Consider the following 21,596-nt stretch of genomic DNA (forward strand, 5'->3'; position numbering starts at 1 on the left):
CACCATCGCGCGGTTCGGGCAGCCTCCCTTACGGACTGTTAACCTAGACTGTCTAAAGTGGTGAAGACCAGCAGCACGGCAGGATTCAGGCCTGTCGCTGGAGCGGTTCCGGCGTCGAAATCGATGCGGCGGACCGTATCCAGGCAGTTTACGAAGTGACCGGATCCACGTCTCGAATTCCTCCCGATTTGGGGCGGATCGGTCCAGCCAAGGTTGACGATGGATGGCGAGCGCCCGGGCAGCGGACATAGCGCGAACTATCGCGGCACGCAGCGCCGACAAGCGGGGCCACTACCGCGTGAAGGTCAACCTGCTCGGCCGGTTCATGCTGGAAGACCGACGCGAATATCCGTGCCACGTGATCAACATGTCGCTGAGCGGGGCGGCGCTGATTGCTCCGGTTCGCGGACGGGTCGGCGAGAAGATCATCGCCTATATCGACCATGTCGGCCGCATTGAAGGCGAAATCGTCCGCGAGATCGAAGGCGGCTTCGCAATGACGATCTACACGACGATGCGCAAGCGCGACAAGTTAGCCAACGTGCTGACCTGGCTCGCCAATCGCGACATGCTCAACCTGCCGGAAGACCGACGTCACGACCGTTTCGTGCCGAAGAACCCCTTCACCAAGATCATTCTGCCGGACGGTCGCGAGTACAAGAGCCGCATCATCGACGTTTCGTTGTCGGGCGCCGCCCTCAAGACCGACGTCCGGCCGGAAATCGGCCTGTCGATCGCGCTCGGCAAGATGCGGGCCCGCGTCGTCCGCCACACGGAAGACGGCATCGCGGTCGAATTCGCCGCCGTCCAGAACCGCGACCTGCTGGAGCGGCATATTTCCTGAAACCTCGTAGATCGCCGTTTCTCTCGTGAACCAGGATTGGCAGGCCGGCAGCGCTTCCTGCCGCCAGACCGGATAGGGGAAGCGAGGCTGAGCGCGGATCCGGCATCCGGAAATCCGCCGAGCGCGAAAGCTCCCTCAGTCAAGCAATGACGCGCTTTGGGCGGATTATTTCCGGTTCCCGGTTCTCGCAGTGCGCTTTCGCACGCACGGTCCGGGGTGACGATGGAGTGTGGGGCAAACACCTGCCTCACCCTCGACCGCCGGAGGACGCACAGTCTCTCCCCTCGTCATCGCCGGGCCCAGACCCGGCGATCCATGGACGGTTGCGGCGAGGAGACATGCCACATGGATACGCGGGTCAAGCCCGCGTATGACGGACCGAAAGGTTGCGGCAGAGAGGCCGCTCACTCTGTCGTGCTTGCACTACCGCATACTCTGTCATGCCCGGCTCGACCGGGCATCCAGTAACCGCCAGTTCCAGAGATCTTGCCACTGAGGCTTGTGTCTACTCGATCCCCGTTTTCACGGGGATGACATCAGAGGATGGGGCAGGCGCCGGCCTCACTCGTCAACCGTCGAATGGGCGCGCTGCCTCTCCTCTCGTCTTCGCCGGGCACGGACCCGGCGATCCGCCTGAATAGGCGCGTATCGGAGCGGCTTTCGAATTCCATAAAATTTTATGCAAATTCAAATAATATTTGAATAAATATTTCCAAAATAAATAATAAAAAGCAATATTGATTGTATTAAATCTTGACGCCCGATCTTAGACGCAAGTAAAAATCAAGATGTCATATTGAAGTCAGCCTTGGGGAGGGCTTCAATATGATGACTTGGAATTTCAAACTTTTCAGAACTGCCATCGCCACCAGCCTGCTTGTCTTCACCGTCGGTCAGGCGCAGGCGGAAACCGGGCGTTTTATGCGCGTGCTGGGCAATACGTCGGCACCCTACGGCCACCGGGAATTCTGCAACGAGCATCCGAGCGAATGTGCGGCGCGCACCGGCAACCCTCTTGTCGTCAAGCTCAGCCGCGAGCGCTGGAACGAGCTTCTCGCCGTGAATGCGGAAGTCAACGCCGCCGTCGCGCCGCGCACCGATGCCGATCTCTATGGCGTCGAGGAATACTGGACCTATCCGGCCAGCGGCGCCGGCGATTGCGAGGAATACGTGCTGGAGAAACAGCGTGTGCTGATGGCGCGCGGCTGGCCGCGCAGCGCGCTCCTGATCACCGTGGTCAAGGACCTGAACAACGAAGGCCACGCGGTGCTGACGGTGCGAACCGACAAGGGCGACGTCATCCTGGACAATCAGCTGGAGGTCGTCCTGCCCTGGTATTCCACCCCTTATCGCTTCGTGAAGCGCCAGTCGCCGAACGATGCCGCCAAATGGACGTCGATCTCAGACACGCGTGTCAGCACTGTTGCGAGCATCGCGAGATAAGCGGCACAGCCTCATTCGGGATAGAGACGCCTTACCCGGCCGCGTCCCCTCCCCATACTTCACGGTCGGGCAGGAAGGCCGGTCTCCGGCTCCGGTTCTTGTGGCCGATAAAAGCAAGAGCCGGGCGGACGACCGGCCTTTCCATTTCAGCCGGCCGGCAGCCCGTCAGATCTCGACAAGACCGGCCTGGTGCCGCCGCCAGTTGCCGACATAGCCGGCCGCGGAAGCGGTGAGGCCCTGGATTGCCTGGTCGTCCAGCGTGCGAACGATCTTGCCCGGCATGCCGACGACAAGGGAATTGTCCGGGATCACCTTGCCTTCGGCGATCAACGCGTTGGCGCCGATGATGCAGTTGCGGCCAATATGAGCGCCGTTCAGGATCGTCGCGCCCATGCCGACCAGCGTATTGTCGCCGACGACGCAGCCATGCAGGATCGCGCGATGGCCGATGGTGCAATCGGCACCGACCTTCAGGGGATAGCCCATATCGGTATGAAATACCGAATTGTCCTGGACGTTGGTCCTGCGCCCGATGGTGATACGCTCGTTATCGCCCCTGAGCACCGCGCCATACCAGACGCTCGCCTCGTCTTCCAAAACCACTTCGCCAATCAGCACGGCGGTCGGCGCCACCCAATATTCACCGCTATCGGGGAAGACCGGGCTCCTCTCTCCAAGGCTGTAGATCGGCATGTTCGGCTCTTCCCGTGCTGTTTCAGGTGATGGTCAGAACTGCGACGCGATCACCAGGGCAAACTGCATGACGACTATACCGGAGCAGATGCTCCACATCCCGGCAATCGTCGAAGATGCAACCAGCCAACCTATCGGACGATGTTCGAGCCGGCGCCCGCGAATCGCATTGCGCATGATTATGAACGGGCCGACGAAAAGGCAAAGAAGGAAAGTCCCCATTGCCTTCAGCCACGACCCCAGCGCAATCGAGAACTTCGGCGCCTCTCCCGTCACCAACTGATAGAGGCTGCCGAGAATGCCGGCCGCCACGAAACCCGCACACCCAATATAAGCCGCCAAATAGAGCTCAAAAAGCAAGTTCTTAACCCCTTGTTAACCATTAATGCCAAATCTGGCATATGTATCCGTGGGGCTACAGTGCAATCGGCGTGCCGAAATCGCTGTCTCATTAAGGTTCTGCTAACCGTTCGAGCGCGTACAATGGGGCGCTATCTTCCCGCTTGCTCCGGGAATCGTGCCAGCCTGGGACGATGCATCGCGACTGACGAGCGACGGCCGTGGTGAGACCAGGATCCGATGAGGGATGCTGCAACAAAGGCCCGCGGCGAGAAATGTGTTCGCCTTTGAAGGACTGAGCATGACGCCGGCGAACCTGCCAAGGTCAACAGGCGGTATCGCAACCCAGTTTACCGGGGTTGTGCTGGCGCTTGCGCTTGTCGGTACGGCGTTCGTCTTCAAGACCGCCGGTCAGTGGCTGTCGCATGCCAATCCGCACGGCGACTGGACGGAAGAAACGCACCCGGTCGATGTCGATCTCGCCGGCCGCGACTTCACCATTCCCGCCAATATGATCCGCCACGCACCGCAGCGCACGGCGACCGCCCCGACGGACCGGGTCGACCTTGCCGTTCTGTGGCCGGACATGAAGGGCTATGAACAGGAACTGGCGGCGGGTTTCATGGACGCCAGCGACAACTCGCCGCTGATCCTTGTTTCCATCGAAACGGACAGCAAGTCGCAGGGAACGAGCGAGCTGCTGGACAATGTCTACAGGACGCTTGCCGTCGGCGAACCGGCCAAGGGGCCGGGCGGGCTGTCGCTGCTCTGGCTTTCCGACGGCAAGAACGGCGGCACCGACTTCGTGGCTTTCGAGGAAGGAAGCGCGCCGCGCTTCGCCGCACGCTGTTTCACGCCGACCAATGCGGGCCTTGCGGCCACCTGCCAGCGGGATATCCGCCTTGGCGACGATCTGATGGTGAGTTACCGCTTCCGCCAGTCCTATCTGTCCAGCTGGAGTTCGCTGGAACGGAAGATCGGCGCACTCGTGCAATCCTTTCAACCGCACTGACGCCCGTTCGGCGGCTTGGATCCGACCGGCGCGGCCCGCCTGAGATGGAAACGGGCGCGATACGCGCCCTGATCCTTTGCCTTTTATTCTTCTTCCAGGTCGATCTCGAGGATCGCCATCTGAAAGCTCCAGCTCAGCTCCTCGTCCTCGTCATCGCGAAAGAGCACGCCGATGAATTCGTCGCCGATATAGACTTCGGCGGAATCGTCCTTGCGCGGACGTTTGCGAACCGAAAGGCTCGGAAGGTCGAACTTCCTCTTGAGATAGGCTTCGATCTTGCTGATTTCGTCGGGCTTCACTGGGAGCCTCCGTCTTTGGTCCGGTGGCCCGGCGGACAAGCCGGGAGCCCCGGGCCGGGGTTGCACAGGATGGCCGAACCTACACATTCACATGGCGATGCCAAGGCGCATAGCCATCTTTTCCAGACCTGATGCGCAGACGGAAGGCAGCCGCAAGGCCGAAACGGAACCCGACACGGCACGGAAAAACCGCCGCCCCACGCCTCGGCGGGCGCCGGGGCGACGATCGGACCGATATCAGCTTTCCTGGGTTGCGATGAGCTGGTCCATGGCAACGGAGGGCTCGGCGCACCCGGCCTTGCCCACGATCTTCGCCGGCACGCCGGCAACCGTCGTATTGGCCGGCACCGGGTTCAGCACCACGGAACCCGCAGCGACCTTGGAGCAACGGCCGATCTCGATATTGCCAAGTACCTTGGCGCCGGCGCCGATAAGAACGCCGTTGCGGATCTTGGGATGGCGGTCGCCGCCTTCCTTGCCCGTGCCGCCGAGCGTGACGTTCTGCAGGATCGAGACGTTGTCCTCGATCACGGCCGTGCTGCCGATGACGACACCGGTCGCGTGGTCGATGAAGATGCCGCGCCCCATCGGGACCTGCGGATGGATATCGACCTGGAAAACCTCCGACGACCGGCTCTGCAGATAGAGCGCGAAATCTTCACGCCCCCTGCGCCATAGCCAGTTGGCGAGGCGGTGCGTCTGGATGGCATGGAAGCCCTTGAAATACAGCACTGGCTCCAGGAAGCGCGTGCAGGCGGGGTCCCGATCGAACACCGCCGCCATGTCGGCGCGCACGATCTCGCCGATCGCCGGCTCGTCGGAAAGCGCTTCCAGATAGGTCTGGCGGATCAGCGAGGCGGAGACGACCACATGGCCGAGACGGTCGGCGACGCGGTGGATGACCGCTTCTTCAAGCTTGTCGTGGTTCAGCACCGTCTCGTAGACGAAAGAGGCAAGGGCCGGCTCCGCCGATACCATGGAGGTCGCTTCCGAACGAAGACGCTCCCAAACCGGGTCGTGGCGGGGAAGGCGGACCGCGCCGGAAAGCTGCGAGGATTGCGACATGAAGGCACTCCCGAAAGCCGACTGGAGCATATCCCCGCTCGGAGCAAACCGGCCCGAGCGTGAACAATATGCTCAAGGTATTGAACCTGGAGCAATTTCCTGCCGATCAGGTGAATTAACCTGACCGGAAAGCGCTCCAGCGCACTTGCCCTCTAACATAAGGCATGGCGGGCCCAAACCAAGCGCAAAATGATGACGGAATTCTTGACCCAGCGTTCGGCGCAGCCGGCAAAGCCCGCCATTCGGACCGGTTGACTTTCGCCGGGGCCGCCTTTCCCCTGTCGAACGGCATTTGCTCCCGCGTCAGCTTTCGAGGCGATCATGACTTCCTCCCCCTCCCCCGCACCCCGGGGCTCAGTCCGCACGGAAATCGATGGACCGCTTGGCTGGCTCGTGATCGACAACCCGGCAAGGCGCAATGCGATCACACTCGCCATGTGGCGGGAGATCCCGCTGGCCGTCGCGCGGCTCGCCGGCGACGAAGCCGTCCGCGTCATCGTGCTGAGAGGCGCGGGCGAGCGCACCTTCATCGCCGGTGCCGACATTTCGGAGTTCGAGACGACTCGAAAGGACGCGGTCTCGGCCCGCACCTATGAGGCCGCCAATGCGGCGGCGTTCGATGCCTTGCGCGACTGCGCCAAACCCACGATCGCCATGATACGCGGCTTCTGCCTCGGCGGCGGGCTCGGGCTCGCGATGGCCTGCGACATGCGCATCGCGGAGGAAGGAAGCGTGTTCGGCATTCCGGCAGCGCGTCTCGGCGTCGGCTACCCGCCGGATGCGGTGCGCGACGCGGTGAAGCTGGTGGGTCCTTCAAGGGCGAAGGAACTGTTCTTCACCGCAAGGCAGATCGGCGCGGCCGAAGCGCTGAAGATCGGGCTCATCGATCGCATTGCGCCGGCGGACGGGCTGGACGTGGAAATCGGCTCGCTGGTTGCAGCAATATCGGAAAACGCGCCACTGACGATCCAGGCTGCAAAGGCCGCGATCGATGCGGTGAGCGGCGACCCGGATCGAACCGACTGGGCGCATGTGCGCAACCTCGCCGAAGCCTGTTTCGACAGCGCCGATTTTGCCGAAGGAAGACGCGCGTTTCTTGAGAAACGCGTACCCAGGTTCAGCGGCCGCTAGGGTCAGGACGCATCGGTTTGACTGAAAGGGTCGAAGCGGACAGCCCGGTTGAAGGAGCTGAATCGGATTGTCAGCTCAACCGTGAGTCCGCGCATCCCCGCAGACTCACTTTTTTAACCACCTGCTGCCAAGAGTAGGAAGAGGCAGGGGAAATTCGGCCCGCCCACTCGCGAAAGAGGCGGTGAAGGGATATTGACGCAGCGGAATCAACATGATTCCCTGAGATCGCTTTGGAAAAATGATTCTGGCGGCCTGAGAATCGGGTTGAAGGACTTCATGCGATGCATGAAGTCCTCGAATCTATTTGAGAACTTGAAAAAATGGCGCCAAGCGCCTGCAATCTCGCGGCTTTTCCCAGCACAAATCCATATCGAACGTGACGGCTGGCGGATCACATGATCCACGCCGAGTGGCGGTGCTGGAGCATTGATTGCGCGCCGGTTTCCTGTCGATCAGGCGCATCCGCCCGATCGGGATGCATTTCAGGCGGCCTGCAGACGCGTCAGGAAGGGGATAACCGCGTTGGCGAAGGCGTCGTTGCGGTCGCCGGCAACCATGTGCCCCGCGCCCTTGACGTCCGCGAATTCCGCGTGCGGGACAAGCGACAGGAATTCGTTGACGTGTTCGTCGGCGACCAGCTCGCTACGCCCTCCCCGCACAAGCAGCGTCGGCAGGCTCAGGCGCGAGGCGGCTACCAGCAGCCTTTCCTCGATTCGCGCCGGATCGGCTTCCGTCGAATGGCGCTGCTCGATGAAGCGCGGATCCCAATGCCATCGGTAGCGGCCATCGCCATGGATGCGCAGGTTTTTCTTCAACCCCTCCAGGTTCGACGGGCGGGCGCGATGCGGCAGATAGCTGGCAATGGCGTCGGCCGCTTCCTCGACCGTGGCAAATCCGTCATGCATGCGCTCGGCCATGAAATCGATGATCTTCGATACGCCGTTCGGATCGACCCGGGGGGTGATATCGACCAGCACCAGCGCCGACAGCGCGCCCGGGCAATGGGCGCCTTCCGCGAGCATCGAGGCGATGCCGCCGAGCGAAGCGCCGATGACGATCGGCCTGTCGCCGGTTTCCGAGGCGATCTGGCCGGACATGGCGATCACGTCACGGGCAAAATCGTCAAAGGCATACGCGCCGCCTTCCACCCAGGCACTGTCGCCGTGGCCGCGCTGGTCGGCACTCCAGGCGACACAGCCGCGCTCGGCAAGCCGCTCGCCGGTCGCGTCCCAGGCATGGCGCGTCTGACCGCCGCCATGCAGCAGCAGGACCGGCCTGCCGTCGCGCCCGTAACGGTCTGCGACGAGCCTGTTTCCGTCAGCGCCGGTGAACTCCGTCGTTGCAGGCTTCATCGTCTTTCACCCAGGAAATGGAGCACGCCCGCCTTGTAGACCTTGTCGCCGACTGCGACCATATGGTCGCGATTGGGGATTTCGAGCACCTCCGCGTTCTCCATCAGGTCGGCAAGCTTCTGCGGCGAACCGGCAATTTCGTCCTTGGTACCGACTGCGACGAGCGCGGGCTGGGAAATGCGCGCCACATCGGCTTCCGAGATCTTCTGGCGCGAGGAGCGCATGCAGGCGGCGAGCGCCAGCCTGTCGGAGCCGGTCTGTTCGGCGAAGGCGCGAAAGGCGCGTGCCGTCCTGTCGGCGATCGTGGAGGGGTCGTCGGCTTCCAGCGCGGCGGCGATCGGTTCCGGATTGCCGACCCCCGTCACCATGCCGTAGCCAAGGCCGCCGAAGATCACGCTGCGCACGCGCTCGGGATGATTGAGCGTCAGGAAGGCGGAGATCCGCGCACCCATCGAGTAGCCCATGACGTCGACCTGAGCGAGGCCCAGATGGTCGAGGAGACGGAAGGCATCCTCCGCCATCGCGGGCGCACCGTAGTCGTCGGGATTGTGCGAGCCTTCGCTCTCGCCGTGGCCGCGATTGTCGATGGCGACAACCCGGCGGCCGTCCTTGACCAGAAGATCGACCCAGCCGGGATAGACCCAGTTCACCTGGGCGTTGGAGGCAAAGCCATGAATCAGCAGGATGGGCTCGCCCTCGCCCTCATCGAGATAGGCGATCCTCAACCCATCGGACACGAAGCTCGACATGCACTTCCTAACGTTGACGTAAACGGAAAACCGAAGCGGAGCTACGATACGGCCAAGGCGCGACGGAGAAAAGCCTGCTCTTGCGCATGGCTGCCCATACCTGCGAAAGACGCTAAAAATCCGGCAACTTCCCCCTGTTCAATCCCGAGCCCACTCAGTATTGTCCGGGCCGACACAGAACCTGAAACGCAACAAGGCAGGCACACGCGATGGCGGACAAGGTCGTCCCACATTTCCAAAACGATCGCGGCATCCAGACAATCGAGATCGGCGCGCGGGAATTCCAGTGCATCGGCGCGAAGCCGCCCTTCGATCATCCGCATGTCTACCTGGACATGGGCAAGGATGCGGAAATCATCTGCCCCTATTGTTCCACGCTCTACCGCTTCAATGCATCGCTGAAGGACGGCGAGGCAAATCCGGCCGATTGCGTCTGGCAGCCGGAAGCAGCCTGAGACTCGCCGATCAGGCAGCACCGTGTCCATGAGCGACGTCCCCCTTGTCATTGCAGGAGCCGGAATCGGCGGCCTTGCCGCGGCCCTGCACCTAGGCGCGGGCGGCCGCAAAATCATCATCATCGAGAAGGCGGAGCGCCTGGAAGCCGTCGGCGCCGGCTTGCAGATCTCACCGAACGCATTGAAAGTTCTGCAGAAGCTTGGCCTCGGCTCCTCGATCCGGGCAGCGGCCTTCCGGCCCGAGGCAATCAGCATCCGTTCGATGCGCAATGGGCGCGAAATTGCCCAGGTTCCACTGGGCATGACAATCAAGCGGCGGCATGGCGCCCCCTATCTCGTCCTGCACCGCGCCGACCTGCAGACGACGCTGCTGGAAGCAACCCGCCAACACGACAATATCGAGGTGCGCCTCGCCACACGTCTGGTCGATGCCGAGCAGGATGCGGACGGTGTGAGCCTGCGGCTTGAAACCAGCCATGGCAGCGATCATCTGCGCGCTGATGCCCTTATCGGTGCAGACGGCGTCTGGTCGACGGTGCGCCGGCGGATCCTTGGCTTGCGGCAGGCGGTATTTTCCGGCCGTACCGCCTATCGTGCGGTGGTCGATATCGAGGGCGTGGCGGAAACCTGGCGGAGCACGACCGGCCTGTGGCTCGGAGCGGACGCGCATGTGGTTCACTATCCGATCAGCGCCGGCAAGAAGCTCAATATCGTCGTGCTGGTCAAGGAGCGCTGGGAGGAGGAAACCTGGTCGACGCCTGCCGGCTCCGAGACACTGCTCGCCAGGTTCCCGAACGCGCCAGCGGATCTGAAAGCCCTGCTCCAGCAGCCGCAAGGCTGGCTGAAATGGGCGTTGTGCGGCATGGACCCCGGCTCCACCTGGGTGGACGGACGGATCGGTCTGCTGGGCGATGCCGCACACGCAATGCTGCCTTTCGTCGCGCAAGGTGCAGCAATGGCGATCGAGGATGCGGCCATTCTGGGCCAGTGTTTCGACCGCAACGAGAATGCGGCACAGGCTCTCGTCGCCTACGAAGCCGCACGGCGCGAGCGCGCCGACAGGGTGCTGCGCGTCGCTCGCGACAACGACGGCATCTATCACATGGGCTTTCCGCTCTCGCTGGCCCGCGATGCCGTTCTTTCGCGCATTTCCCCCGAAAGGCTGCTTTCCCGCTACGACTGGCTTTACGGCTGGGAAGCGGACTGAGGACCTGCCGGAACCGACGCCCGGCGCTTGAACAGCGAATGCCCCAGGAAAGCCGCCTTATAGAGACGGGTCGCAACGAAGATCACCCTTGGGCCCAGCAAGCGGTCGATCAGCGGCGGAATGGCTGACGAGTCCCAGAAAGGCATTTCATGCAACCCGGTCTTCAGCGCGCTTTCCCCATATAGCTCCGCGATACGCTGGTGGGGGGCCGCCGGGGCGCTCAGCAACAGCCCATCGAAGGGCACGCGCACCACGGGCTCATCTTCACAATAGACGTGAGCTTCCTTGTAGATGTCGAGGATCGGATGGCAAGTGGCGTTTTGCGGCGTCATCTTCCAGTGATTGTAGATCCTGTGCAGGACATAGCCGTCGCGTTTCGCCTGCGCGGCGAGATCCTCGTAATCACGGAACATGCGGTCGATATCCGCCTTGCGGTACAGCGCGAAGTCGACGTCGTCGTCCCAGGGGACCATGCCCTGATGACGCTCGGCGCCAAGAAGCGAGCCCCAGGCCAGAACATAGGAAATGCCATTTCTGGTCAGGAATTCATCCGTGTAGCGCGCCAGGTCGATGATCTTCTCCTGCTCTTTCTGGCAAAGAAGAAACGGTGCCTCGCCGGCGAAACTGAGCGCAGGCATCACCTTCTCGACGCCGTTCACGCTGTAGCGCAGGCCCGGGCGGGCGCGACGATCGGAAAATGGTGTCACAAACCAGGCAAGCAGCAGAAACGACGCCGCCGCACCGATGATGAAGGACAGGATGATCTGGGTCGCGAGGGCCGGCAGCACAATCGTCGACAACGCGGCGACGGCAAGCGCCACCGCGTAGAAGGTGCGGTTGGCGATCCTGTATCCCGCCATTGCAAACCCGATGGCCGCCGCGTTACAGACGAGCCGCGACAGAAGATCGGCGGGCTGGAGCCAGACGAGGCCAAGAGCCGCAATCAGGCAGGCAAGACATGCGAGCCAGGGAAATAACCGCTGGAAACGATCGTCGCTCCGCATTCGCGAACCCAAATCTTCCGTTAGGGCATCTTTATTAGCTACCTCAAAAGATCGTGGCCGAAAACAGGCCGCGAGGTTACGCCATCGGGCAATCCGCCTTTCGGCCGGCAACTGTCACGCAAGGGCAACAAGATACCGGGCGGCGATTTTTTGCCTGGATGGCCGTTCAGTCATCGCTGCGGGCGCCGTGGCGCTTGTTAGCGTGTGCGGCATGCGCTAAAGGCATGTGCTCTCTTCGCATAAGGAATGCGCCAGTCATGGATGAGAGCAGGCCCGCCGGATCGCAAGATGAGATCGTCACCGCAGCCTTTGTGGTGATCGGGGACGAGATTCTGTCCGGGCGCACGAAAGACAAGAATATCGGCTACCTCGCCGATTATCTGACCGCGATCGGCATCGACCTTTGCGAAGTCCGCATCGTACCCGACATCGCGGAAAGGATCGTCGATGCGGTCAACGACCTGCGCACCCGCTATACCTATGTCTTCACCTCGGGCGGCATCGGCCCGACCCATGACGACATTACGGCCGATTCCATTGCCCAGGCATTTGGCGTGCCGATCGACCATGATCCGCGTGCCGTGGCGATCCTGAAGAATTTCTACCCCGAAGGGCAGTTGACCGAGGCGCGCCTGAGGATGGCCCGCATTCCCGAAGGCGCCGAGCTGATCGAGAACAGCGTTTCCAAGGCACCCGGTTTCCGGATCGGCAATGTGCATGTGATGGCCGGTATCCCGGCAATCATGCAGGCCATGCTGGATGCAATCGCGCCCACCCTGCGCACGGGCAGGAAGATGCTGTCGCACACGGTCGACGTCGATCTGCCGGAAAGCCGTATTGCCGCCGGACTGAAAGCCGCGCAGGACGCACATGGCGGCGTTCTCATCGGCTCCTATCCAAGATCGATCGACGGCCGGTTTTCGACGCAGGTCGTCGTCAGGGCACGCGACGAGACGCTGCTGAGAAGCGCCGTCGCCGCCGTCGAGGCAGCGGTGGAAGCCGCCGGCGCCAGGACTTGAGCAACCATTCTCCAAACCTTTATCGAGACGTCCAGAACACCGGAACGAGACCATGGAAAATCCGCAACAAGAAAAGGCCTTCCCCGTATCCTGGGACCAGTTTCACCGCGATTGCCGGGCGCTTGCCTGGCGGCTTTCCGGCCAGGGCAAGTGGGAAGCGATCGTCTGCATCACCCGCGGCGGGCTGGTGCCGGCGGCGATCGTGGCGCGCGAGCTCGGCATCCGCCTGATCGAGACGGTTTGCATCGCCTCCTATCATTCCTACGACAACCAGGGCGACCTGCAGGTCATCAAGCCGATTGACCCGAAGGTGATCAACCTGGATGGCGGCAAGGGCAAGGCGGTGCTGGTGATCGACGACCTGACCGACACCGGCAAGACGGCCCGCGTCGTCCGCGACATGCTGCCTGAAGCCCATTTCGCCACCGTCTATGCCAAGCCGATGGGCCGCCCGCTGGTCGACACTTTCGTGACCGAGGTATCCCAGGACACCTGGATCTATTTCCCCTGGGACATGGGTTGGCAATTCCAGCCGCCGATTTCGCACTCGACTGCCGGCTGAGCGGATCAAAACCGACGACGATCACGAAGGGTTTTTCGAACATCGGCCCTGCCTGCCGTTACCTTGCCGCATTCGCACTTATTTTTGCGCCAGCGTAACGACAGAGAGCCCATGACAAAAACCTTTCGTATCGATCGGCGCGGCTTCCTTTGCGGCGGAGCGAGCTTTTTTCTTGCCGGCTGTACCAGCGGCATGGAACGGCAGTTCAAACTACCGGTCTCGCCGCAGAACGATCCCTACTATCTCTCGCTCTACGGTCCGCTGCCCGATGAGCGCTTTCCGGTGCCTGCCGTCGACCTGAAGAAGGTGGATCCGGCCTATTATCGCCGGGTCGTCGACTATGACGGGCCGGAACGGCCGGGCACGCTGGTCGTCGACACGCCCAACCGCTACCTCTATCTCGTTGCGGAAAACGGACAGGCACTGCGCTACGGCGTCGGCATCGGGCGCGATGGCTTTGCCTGGAGCGGGCGCGCCAGGATTGCCTACAAGCGCGCGTGGCCGACCTGGACGCCGCCGGCCGAGATGGTCGCCCGCCAGCCGGAGCTGGAAAAATTCAGGAACGGCATGCCGCCGGGCCTGCAAAATCCGCTTGGCGCGCGCGCCCTATATATCTTCGACGGCAATCGCGACACGCTCTACCGCGTTCACGGTACGATGGAAGAGTGGTCGATCGGCCGGGCCGTTTCCTCGGGCTGCGTACGGCTGCTTAACCAGGACGTGATCGACCTGGCCTCTCGCGTGCCGAACAACACGCCGATCATCGTAAGGCCCGCATGACGGGGCCATATTGCCCCTATTCGTCGATGACGACGGCGCGGTCGGCGACGATTTCCTCCGGCGTGATGCGGCAACCGATCGCATAGACCTCGACGCCGCGGCGGCGGGCCACATCGAAGGCTTCGCCATAGGCGGGGTCGATATCGCGTGCAAGGCGGAGGATATCGCAATCCGGGCGCTGGACCAGATAGACCATAGCCGCGCGAGCCCCCTCCTCCACCATGTCGCCGAGCTCGACCAGATGCTTGGCGCCACGGCTGGTCACCGAATCGGGAAATTCCGCCAGGCCCGGCTGGCGCATCAGGTGGACGTTCTTCACTTCCACATAGGTTCGGCGGCCCCCGGCATCGGTCAGCAGGATATCGATTCGCGAGTTCCTGCCGTATTTCACCTCGCGACTTAGACCGTCGAAGCCAGCCAGTTCGGCAAGGCGGGCAGCCCGCAGCGCTTCCTCGACAAGGCCGTTCGGATGGGCGGTGTTGATACCCACCAGCGCGCCATCCGCCTCCACCAGTTCCCAGGAATATTTCAGCTTGCGAGAGGGATTGTCCGACTGCGACAGCCAGACGCGCGAGCCCGGCGCATTCAGGCCGAGCATAGAGCCGGGATTGGCGCAGTGGGCGGTGATTTCCTCGCCCGTGTCGTCCAGAACGACATCGGCCAGGAAGCGCTTGTAGCGCTTGACCAGGCGGCCGGATACGAGCTTCGCGGCAAAGCGCATGACTTCTCTCCTGCAAAGAGATCGAGCGAAACCGGATTTTCAGCGCGACCAGAATTCCGGATCGAAAAGTACGATGACGGTGAAAATCTCAAGCCTGCCGATCAGCATCGCAAAACACAGGATCCATTTCGCTCCGTCCGGCAGCGGCGCGAAACTGCCGGCCGGGCCGATGGTCGGCCCAAGGCCCGGACCGACATTGCCCACGGCCGTGGCCGCCGCCGACAAGGCGGTGACGAGATCGAGATCGAACGCCGCCAGCGCCAGCGTCAGGATGCCGACCGTGCCGAGATAGCAGACGAGAAAGGCAAGAACGGAAAAGGAAAGTTCGGACGTCAGGCGGCTGCTGCCGTATTCCTCCGACATGATCCGGTTCGGCCGCACCATGCGTCGCAAATGCGCGCGCACTGTGCCGAAAAAGACAAGGAAACGGAAGATTTTGATACCGCCCGTGGTCGACCCCGTGCAGCCGCCGACGAACTTCAGCAGCAGGGCCAGCGCCACCATAGGGGCGCCCCAGGATGTGTAGTCGCCATAGGCATATCCGGTGCCGGTGACGACGGAGACGATATTGAAGGTCGACATGAGAAGAGCGTCGTCGAGCGGTACGCGATGGGTAATGCCGAGATAGAAGGCAACGCCCAGCGACACCACCACGACGAGGCCCATAAAGGCGCGCACCTGCGGATCTCTCCAGAGCATCATCGGCTTGCCGCGCAGGCCCTGGATGATCAGCACGAAAGGCAGCGCGCCGATGATCATGAACAGCACGGCGAACCAGCCCGTGGCCGGATTGGTGAAGTATGCGAAGGAAACGTCGTGCGTGGAATATCCGCCGGTGGCGATGGTCGTGAGCGCATGATTGAGCGCATCGAACGGGCTCATGCCGGTGGCCCAGTAGGCGACGACGCAACAGGAGGACAGGAACAGGTAGGAAATGCCGATCAGGCGGATCAGTTCAACCGACCGGGCGACGATCTTCTCGCTGCGGTCCGAGCTCTCCGTCTGGAAGAGCTGCATGCCGCCGATGCGCAGGAAGGGCAGCAACACGATCGCCATGACGATGATGCCGACACCGCCCATCCACTGCATCAGCGAACGCCACAAGAGCAATCCTGGCGGCAGGCCGTCCAGACCGCTGAGGACCGTCGAGCCCGTGGTGGTGAAGCCGGAAACGGCCTCGAAGACGGCATCGGTGTAGCCGATGCCGAGCCAGAGAAACGGTAAGGCGCCGAAAACCGGCAGCGACACCCATGACAAGGTGGTCAGAATGAAAGTCTGACGGGTATTAAGCCCCTCCTCCAGCGCGCCGCCGAAGGCAACCGACATCAACAACCCGATCAGTCCCGTGGCAAGCGAGGAAAGCGCGAAGGCCTGCCAGTCGGCATTGCGGGCTGCGATATCCACGACAGCCGGGATCAGCATCGCCGTTGCGAGACCCACATAGAGAAGGCCCAGGATATTGAATACGGGACGAAGCGAGATCACGTGGCGGTCGATATCCTGTTAGCGGTCGGGTTCGGCCGTCTTTAGCGCTCGCACATTAGGCTTGGCTCGCCAAGGGAAGCAAGTCGTGAACCCCCATCACCAGGCGTGTTATCCGCGATTTTCCGCCATCGAGGGCAGGTTTGTCAGCGAGACCAGAATTCGGGATCGAGAAGCACGAGCACGGTGAAGAGCTCTAGCCGCCCGAGCAGCATGGCAAGCGAAAGCACCCATTTGGCTCCATCCGGCAGGGACGAGAAATTGCCGGCCGGGCCAATGACGTCCCCAAGACCCGGGCCGACATTGCCGATCGCGGTGGCCGCACCTGTTATCGCCGTCATGGCATCCAGGCCGAAGAAGGTGAGGATGAGGGTGATTGCGCCGACCGAGCCGAGATAGGCGACCAGAAAGGCCAGCACCGAAAAGGCAATGTCGGGCGTGAGCTGCGTGTCGGCATAGCGGGTGGAGACGACCCTGTGGGTGCGCACCATCATCCTCAGGTGATTGCGCAGCGTGCCGAAGAAAACGATGAAGCGGAACATCTTGATACCGCCGGAGGTCGACCCCGTGCAGCCACCGGCGAAGGTCAGCATCAGGACGATGCCGACAATGGGCGGTCCCCACAGCGTGTAGTCGCCGAGCGCGAAGCCGGTCGTGGTGACGATCGAGGTGAAATTGAAGCTCGTCCGCAGCAGAGCCTCGTGAAGCCCGATTTCCTGCGTGATGCCGAGATAGATGGCGGCGACGAAGGACGTGGCCGCGAGAAGACAGAGAAGCGCCTTGATCTGCGGGTCGCGCCAGAGCAGCAGCGGTCGCCCGCGCATCGCCTGGATCATCAGGCTGAAAGGCGACGCCCCCGCGATCATGAAAACGATGCAGATCCAGCCGGTTAGCGGATTGGTGAAATAGGCAAAGGACGCGTCATGGGTCGAATAACCGCCGGTGGACAGCGTCGTCATCGCATGGTTGACGGCATCGAACGCGTTCATGCCGGTCACCCAGTAGAGCGCCGCGCAAAGCATGGTCAGCCCGAAATAGATCAGCGCGATCAGCCGCACCAGATCGGCCGAGCGCGACACCACCTTCTCGCCCTTGTCCGAGCTTTCCGTCTTGAAAAGCTGCATGCCGCCGACCTGCAGGTAGGGCAGCAGCACGAGGGCCATGACGATGATGCCCACCCCGCCCATCCATTGCAGCACCGAGCGCCACAAGAGCAAGCCCGGCGCCAGTCCATCGAGCCCGATGAGGATCGTCGACCCGGTCGTGGTAAAGCCTGAGACCGCCTCGAAGACGGCATCCGCATAGGAAATGCCAAGCCACAGGAACGGCAGCGCGCCGAAGGCCGGCAGGGTCAGCCAGGCAAGAGCCGTCAGCAGGAACGCCTGGCGGATGGAAAGCGACGAGCCAAGCTCGCCCGCGCAGGAAATCGCCAGCAGTAGGCCGGACATGCCCGTGAAGAGCGCCGAGATGACGAAGGCCTGCCAGTCCGGATTGCGGGCCGCCACATCCACGACCGCCGGCAGGAGCATGCCGGCACCGAGACCAAAGATCAGAAGGCCGAGGATGTTGAGGACGGGGCGAAGCGTTATCACAAGGCGGTCGTGATGTCGGCGCCGCAACGGCGCGGGATGAAGGGTCGCAACTGGCCCGATCCGACTCGCACGCGAAGGCCCGGCCCGAAACGCCATATACACCCGATCTTGCGGCGCGACCATGGCAAAGCTGGCGCGGCCGGAAGACCGCTGCCCTCAAAGCAGAAGAGCCCGGCGCGACGCGCCGGGCTCCTCCGTTTCAGACCTGACAGAAATCAGGATCAGAAGGTGCGCTGGATGCGCAGCAGAGCTTCCAGTTCGTCAAACTCCGCATCGACGTCATCAAACTCGGTGCGGATGTATTCCACTTCCGCGCCGATCAGCAAGCCGCTGACCGGTTCCCACACGAGGTTGCCCTGCAGGAACAGCTGGTCGTGGTCGTAGACATCGCCGAACGGAACGTCGAAGTCGACGTAGGACACGTTGAACGACGAATTCCAGTGAGCCGACCAGTTGTGGAAGATACCACCGCCAACCTGGAAGCCTTCAACCGTCTCCAGATCATTGCCGGCGTTGTTCACGACAGCATCGACAACCGCGGTCGGCGACAGATACTGCGAAGCGCCATTCGCATAGACCGCCTGCAACGATACCGTATCGCCTTCCGCGAGGAACGGCAGGTTGTAGGTGATACCGCCGCCGATCGCGAAGCCGATTTCCGACTCTGCACCGGTGTTGGCCGTGGCATCGTTATTCCAGACCTGATGGATCGCGCCCATGATCTGGGCGGAACCCCAACCTTGGTCGACGCGCAGGTTGGCGACGAAATCAGGCAGACGATGCCCGCCGTAGCGATCCGCAAGCGCGCTGCTGGCGGTCGTGATCGGAAGACCCAGGCTGCTGAGCTGCGCGATTCCGCTGCGGCGCTCCACGCCGTCCTCGACGGAAACCGAAGCCGAGAAACCGTCGCCGAAGGAGTAGGTGTAACCGAACAGGTTGATCGTCGCGTCCGAGAAACCGGCATCCAGAACGGAAGCGAAGGTGTCGCCGACGTAAAAGTCGAAGAAGGACGTGGTACGGCCAGCCGTCAGGCCGCCGAACTGGATGAAGGCACGATCAAGCGTCACGCTGGCACCACTGCCGGTATCCTGCGTCACGAAGATTTCGGTGTAATTACGCAGCAGACCGTATTCGGTCTGAGTACGGGCGTCGAGGCGGACATAGCCGCGAGCGCGCAGGGTGGTGCCGTCCTGATCGCGGTTTTGGAAGCCAGTGCTACCGAACGGGAACGGATCATCGCCGAAGTTGCGAACGCGAAACTCGGTGCGGACGCGGCCGGCGACGCGCAGGCAGGTCTCGGTGCCAGGAAGATAGAAGAAGCTGGAACCGAAGGCATCGCAAACGCGAACGTAGTCGACAGGTTCCGGAGCCGCCGGAAGATCGGCAGCCTGAGCGCCGGAAACGGCGGCGGCAGCCGCGGCGGCACCCAGAAGAATGCTCTTGATGTTCATGTCCTGACCTTTTCAACTTGATTATCGTTGATTTTCAGCTTGCCTGGAGTCGGGAGGCGCCAGACACGGGTCCCTAATATGCGAGGCGCTCGGCAAGCAACACTCACGTCAGTTTGATCTATGTCTTTGTTTTATATGTGTTGTTTTTAAGTCACGCCGAAAACGTGCTTATGCACAATACGCATTTCGAAAGATGCTGAAATTTGCCGAAGAGTGTTCGCATCGAGGGGAGCCGCAGTGATCAATGCGCCCTCACAGCCGCACGCCCTTTCCGGGCGCTCCAACCGCGGTCGGTTTGAATTGCATCGCGCCGCCGCGCAGAAGGCAGGTTGGCAGGAAACAGAAAAAGGCAAGCTCGTTTTCACCCCCGGAAAAAGGGGAGGCCCGCTGGGTTGGACGCCAGCGGGCCTGATTGACTGAAAAGAGATCGACTAGAAAGCCGCCTGCCCTTCTCAGTAGGAGGCTGGGCGCTTGGCCCAGCCTCGTTTCCGATCCGGGTAGCCGGATTAGAACGTGCGTTGGACGCGGAACACTGCGTCGAGCTGGTTGGTGCTGGAACCAACGTCGGGATCGGTGTGGGTGTATTCCAGTTCGGCGCCGATGATCAGGCCGCTGACTGGGCTCCAGACCAGGTTGCCGGCAACCTGGGCCTGCGAAAGGTCAACGAGGTTGGTCTCGTCGTTCTCGATCTCGCCGTAGCTCGACACGAGAGCCGACGACCAGTGCGAGGTCCAGTTGTGAAGGATACCGCCGCCGATACCCCAAGCCGTGGAGGTCTCGAGATCGGTGCTCGTCGCATTCAGAACGCCATCGACGTTGAAGTTCGGCGAAACGTACTTCACAGCGCCGTCGGCATAGGCAGCCTGCAGGGACAGGGTGTCGCCAGCAGCCAGGAACGGCAGGTTGATGGTCACGCCAGCACCGATCGCCCAACCCAGCTCGGAGTCAGCGGTATTGGCAACCGTCAGACCGGATGCGGCACGGTCGTTCCACACCTGGTGCAGGGCACCCATGACCTGGGCCGAACCCCAGCCCTGATCGACGCGCAGGTTGGCGACGAAATCAGGCAGGCGATGACCGCCGTAGATGTCAGCAGCGGTGTTGACGCCACCGCCGCCAAGACGGCCGTAGATGTCGCCACGACGGGTCACGCCATCTTCGATCGAAGCCGAAGCCGAAAGACCATGGCCGAAGGAGTAGGTGTAGCCGAACAGGTTGGTCGTCGCGTCCGAGAAGGCCTCCGACTGGATCGCACCGAAGGTGTCGCCGGTGTAGAAGTCGAAGAACGACGTGATGCGACCGGCGGTCAGGCCGCCGAACTGGATGAAGGCGCGATCGAGGGTCAGGCCAGCGGAGCCGCCGGTATCCTGCGTGACGAAGATTTCGGTGTAGTTGCGCAGCAGGCCGAACTCGGTGTTCGTGCGGGCGTCAAGGCGGACATAGCCGCGAGCGCGGAGCGTGGTGCCGTCCTGATCGCGGGTCTCGAAACCGACCGTGCCCGGGACCGGATCGTCAGCGAAGTTGCGGACGCGGAACTCGGTACGGACGCGGCCGGCAACGCGCAGGCAGGTCTCGGTGCCCGGGATGTAGAAGAAGCCGGTGCCGAAAGCGTCGCAAACGCGAACGTAGTCGACGGGCTCCGGAGCGGCCGGAAGGTCGGCAGCCTGAGCGCCGGAAACAGCGGCGGCAGCCGCGGCGGCACCCAGAAGAATGCTCTTGATGTTCATGTCCTGACCTTTTCTGATTTTTGTCAGCTAGCGAATGTCACGAGCCCGCTCGCCGCGAAGCTCATGCAGATTTGTAGGGCTACGCTTGCCGGACTTGCAATCGTCGGTTTCTCCGAAATGCGAAGCTTTTAAGTGCTGTTGCACTAAAGTCACAAAAATGGTTGCCTTTACACGCAATTGGGTTGCCATTGCCGGCGCGCGAAACCCGAGCTATGCTCCGCTTATCTAATTGATTTTTATACATATTAAGTAGCCCGACAGGCGAGTATCGAGGCTACGCATTCGCAATTTCTCGCGACTGTGTAACAACACGCTCGTTGTCGACCTCGAAGGCCCGGCGCTGCATGCAACGCGGCTCAAGTCGCATCGGATCAGGCGAAAAGCTGTCGAGAACGGAGAATCGTCATCGCGTTCTGGTGGCATTACACGTTTTATGATTTGACGGGGGGATTGGTGCGGACGACGGGACTTGAACCCGTATGCCTTGCGGCGGCAGATTTTAAGTCTGCTGTGTATACCAGTTCCACCACGTCCGCGACCGATGCCGGGACAAGCACCGCATGACGGCCTGCTCCCGGTCTGAAGGCTTCATTGCTCTAACCGTCCCGCATTGCGCGCACAAGAGCCTTGGCTTGCGGCATTATCGCAAACAAATCGATTTGCGACTGA

The 21,596-nt window shown here is 62.0% G+C and carries 21 protein-coding genes and 1 tRNA gene; 9 read left to right on the plus strand and 13 right to left on the minus strand.

All coding sequences use genetic code 11. The features are described 5' to 3' along the window. Positions 1-223: 223 nt before the first annotated feature. Together H2509_RS10845 and H2509_RS10850 are read left to right on the plus strand one after the other, a co-directional pair. Complete coding sequence (locus H2509_RS10845) at positions 224-844, plus strand: PilZ domain-containing protein (protein ID WP_182165110.1); 621 nt, start codon at positions 224-226, stop codon at positions 842-844. An 825-nt stretch (positions 845-1,669) separates the two neighbouring features. Next, the gene (locus H2509_RS10850) at positions 1,670-2,287 is read left to right on the plus strand and encodes a transglutaminase-like cysteine peptidase (protein WP_235974861.1); all 618 of its coding nucleotides are present in this window, start codon (positions 1,670-1,672) and stop codon (positions 2,285-2,287) included. A 165-nt stretch (positions 2,288-2,452) separates the two neighbouring features. Here H2509_RS10850 and H2509_RS10855 read toward each other — a convergent pair whose 3' ends face one another. Together H2509_RS10855 and H2509_RS10860 are read right to left on the minus strand one after the other, a co-directional pair. Then, positions 2,453-2,980, minus strand: coding sequence for a gamma carbonic anhydrase family protein (locus H2509_RS10855; protein ID WP_182165112.1), 528 nt, complete (start codon positions 2,978-2,980; stop codon positions 2,453-2,455). A gap of 33 nt (positions 2,981-3,013) precedes the next feature. Then, positions 3,014-3,322 (minus strand): DUF6949 family protein, encoded by a 309-nt coding sequence (locus tag H2509_RS10860; RefSeq protein ID WP_209001909.1) that lies wholly within the window; start codon positions 3,320-3,322, stop codon positions 3,014-3,016. Positions 3,323-3,620: 298 nt separating this feature from the next. Between H2509_RS10860 and H2509_RS10865 the strand changes: the two genes are divergently transcribed. Beyond that, a complete protein-coding gene (locus H2509_RS10865) occupies positions 3,621-4,331 on the plus strand; it encodes a hypothetical protein (protein WP_182165116.1) in 711 nt (236 codons plus the stop codon). An 83-nt stretch (positions 4,332-4,414) separates the two neighbouring features. Here H2509_RS10865 and H2509_RS10870 read toward each other — a convergent pair whose 3' ends face one another. Further along, positions 4,415-4,630 carry a DUF3126 family protein gene (locus H2509_RS10870; RefSeq protein WP_182165118.1) on the minus strand — a complete coding sequence of 72 codons (216 nt, stop codon included), beginning with the start codon at positions 4,628-4,630 and terminating at the stop codon, positions 4,415-4,417. Positions 4,631-4,867: 237 nt separating this feature from the next. Beyond that, the gene (gene cysE, locus H2509_RS10875; RefSeq protein WP_182165120.1) at positions 4,868-5,695 is read right to left on the minus strand and encodes a serine O-acetyltransferase; all 828 of its coding nucleotides are present in this window, start codon (positions 5,693-5,695) and stop codon (positions 4,868-4,870) included. 321 nt (positions 5,696-6,016) lie between these two features. On the opposite strand from cysE, the gene H2509_RS10880 reads away from it, so the two are divergent. After that, a complete protein-coding gene (locus tag H2509_RS10880; RefSeq protein WP_182165122.1) occupies positions 6,017-6,826 on the plus strand; it encodes an enoyl-CoA hydratase in 810 nt (269 codons plus the stop codon). Between the two features lie 482 nt (positions 6,827-7,308). Here the strand turns inward: H2509_RS10880 and H2509_RS10885 are convergent, their stop codons facing one another. Together H2509_RS10885 and H2509_RS10890 are read right to left on the minus strand one after the other, a co-directional pair. Next, the gene (locus H2509_RS10885; RefSeq protein ID WP_182165124.1) at positions 7,309-8,178 is read right to left on the minus strand and encodes an alpha/beta fold hydrolase; all 870 of its coding nucleotides are present in this window, start codon (positions 8,176-8,178) and stop codon (positions 7,309-7,311) included. Then, entirely contained in the window at positions 8,175-8,927 is a 753-nt protein-coding gene (locus H2509_RS10890) for an alpha/beta fold hydrolase (protein ID WP_182165126.1), read from the minus strand. Before H2509_RS10890 ends, H2509_RS10885 begins: the two co-directional genes overlap by 4 nt. 209 nt (positions 8,928-9,136) lie before the next feature. Here H2509_RS10890 and H2509_RS10895 point away from each other — a divergent pair, with 209 nt between their 5' ends. Continuing rightward, positions 9,137-9,382 (plus strand): zinc-finger domain-containing protein, encoded by a 246-nt coding sequence (locus H2509_RS10895; protein ID WP_182165128.1) that lies wholly within the window; start codon positions 9,137-9,139, stop codon positions 9,380-9,382. A gap of 28 nt (positions 9,383-9,410) precedes the next feature. After that, positions 9,411-10,589, plus strand: coding sequence for an FAD-dependent monooxygenase (locus H2509_RS10900; RefSeq protein WP_182165130.1), 1,179 nt, complete (start codon positions 9,411-9,413; stop codon positions 10,587-10,589). Here H2509_RS10900 and H2509_RS20965 read toward each other — a convergent pair. Continuing rightward, complete coding sequence (locus H2509_RS20965) at positions 10,568-11,593, minus strand: LicD family protein (RefSeq protein WP_235974865.1); 1,026 nt, start codon at positions 11,591-11,593, stop codon at positions 10,568-10,570. The two genes, H2509_RS10900 and H2509_RS20965, sit on opposite strands and share 22 nt — an antisense overlap. Positions 11,594-11,850: 257 nt before the next feature. Here H2509_RS20965 and H2509_RS10910 point away from each other — a divergent pair, with 257 nt between their 5' ends. The 3 genes from H2509_RS10910 (at position 11,851) to H2509_RS10920 (ending at position 13,954) form a co-directional block, all read left to right on the plus strand. Beyond that, complete coding sequence (locus H2509_RS10910) at positions 11,851-12,612, plus strand: competence/damage-inducible protein A (RefSeq protein ID WP_182165132.1); 762 nt, start codon at positions 11,851-11,853, stop codon at positions 12,610-12,612. Positions 12,613-12,664: 52 nt separating this feature from the next. Further along, the gene (gpt, locus tag H2509_RS10915; protein ID WP_182165134.1) at positions 12,665-13,174 is read left to right on the plus strand and encodes a xanthine phosphoribosyltransferase; all 510 of its coding nucleotides are present in this window, start codon (positions 12,665-12,667) and stop codon (positions 13,172-13,174) included. A gap of 111 nt (positions 13,175-13,285) precedes the next feature. Beyond that, the gene (locus tag H2509_RS10920) at positions 13,286-13,954 is read left to right on the plus strand and encodes a L,D-transpeptidase (protein WP_182165136.1); all 669 of its coding nucleotides are present in this window, start codon (positions 13,286-13,288) and stop codon (positions 13,952-13,954) included. A gap of 16 nt (positions 13,955-13,970) precedes the next feature. Here H2509_RS10920 and sfsA read toward each other — a convergent pair whose 3' ends face one another. The 6 genes from sfsA to H2509_RS10950 form a co-directional block, all read right to left on the minus strand. Next, positions 13,971-14,675: a DNA/RNA nuclease SfsA gene (gene sfsA / locus H2509_RS10925; protein ID WP_182165138.1), complete on the minus strand. Its 705-nt coding sequence runs from the start codon at positions 14,673-14,675 to the stop codon at positions 13,971-13,973. 39 nt (positions 14,676-14,714) lie between these two features. Next, positions 14,715-16,160: a TrkH family potassium uptake protein gene (locus H2509_RS10930; protein ID WP_328805054.1), complete on the minus strand. Its 1,446-nt coding sequence runs from the start codon at positions 16,158-16,160 to the stop codon at positions 14,715-14,717. A 143-nt stretch (positions 16,161-16,303) separates the two neighbouring features. Next, positions 16,304-17,749 (minus strand): TrkH family potassium uptake protein, encoded by a 1,446-nt coding sequence (locus tag H2509_RS10935; protein ID WP_328805056.1) that lies wholly within the window; start codon positions 17,747-17,749, stop codon positions 16,304-16,306. Between the two features lie 221 nt (positions 17,750-17,970). Then, the gene (locus tag H2509_RS10940) at positions 17,971-19,200 is read right to left on the minus strand and encodes a porin (RefSeq protein ID WP_182165142.1); all 1,230 of its coding nucleotides are present in this window, start codon (positions 19,198-19,200) and stop codon (positions 17,971-17,973) included. A gap of 506 nt (positions 19,201-19,706) precedes the next feature. Next, positions 19,707-20,927 (minus strand): porin, encoded by a 1,221-nt coding sequence (locus H2509_RS10945; RefSeq protein ID WP_182165144.1) that lies wholly within the window; start codon positions 20,925-20,927, stop codon positions 19,707-19,709. A 451-nt stretch (positions 20,928-21,378) separates the two neighbouring features. After that, positions 21,379-21,463: transfer RNA gene (locus H2509_RS10950), tRNA-Leu, on the minus strand. Between the last annotated feature and the right edge of the window lie 133 nt (positions 21,464-21,596).

The organism is Stappia albiluteola, from assembly GCF_014050225.1.
GTDB lineage: Bacteria > Pseudomonadota > Alphaproteobacteria > Rhizobiales > Stappiaceae > Hongsoonwoonella > Hongsoonwoonella albiluteola.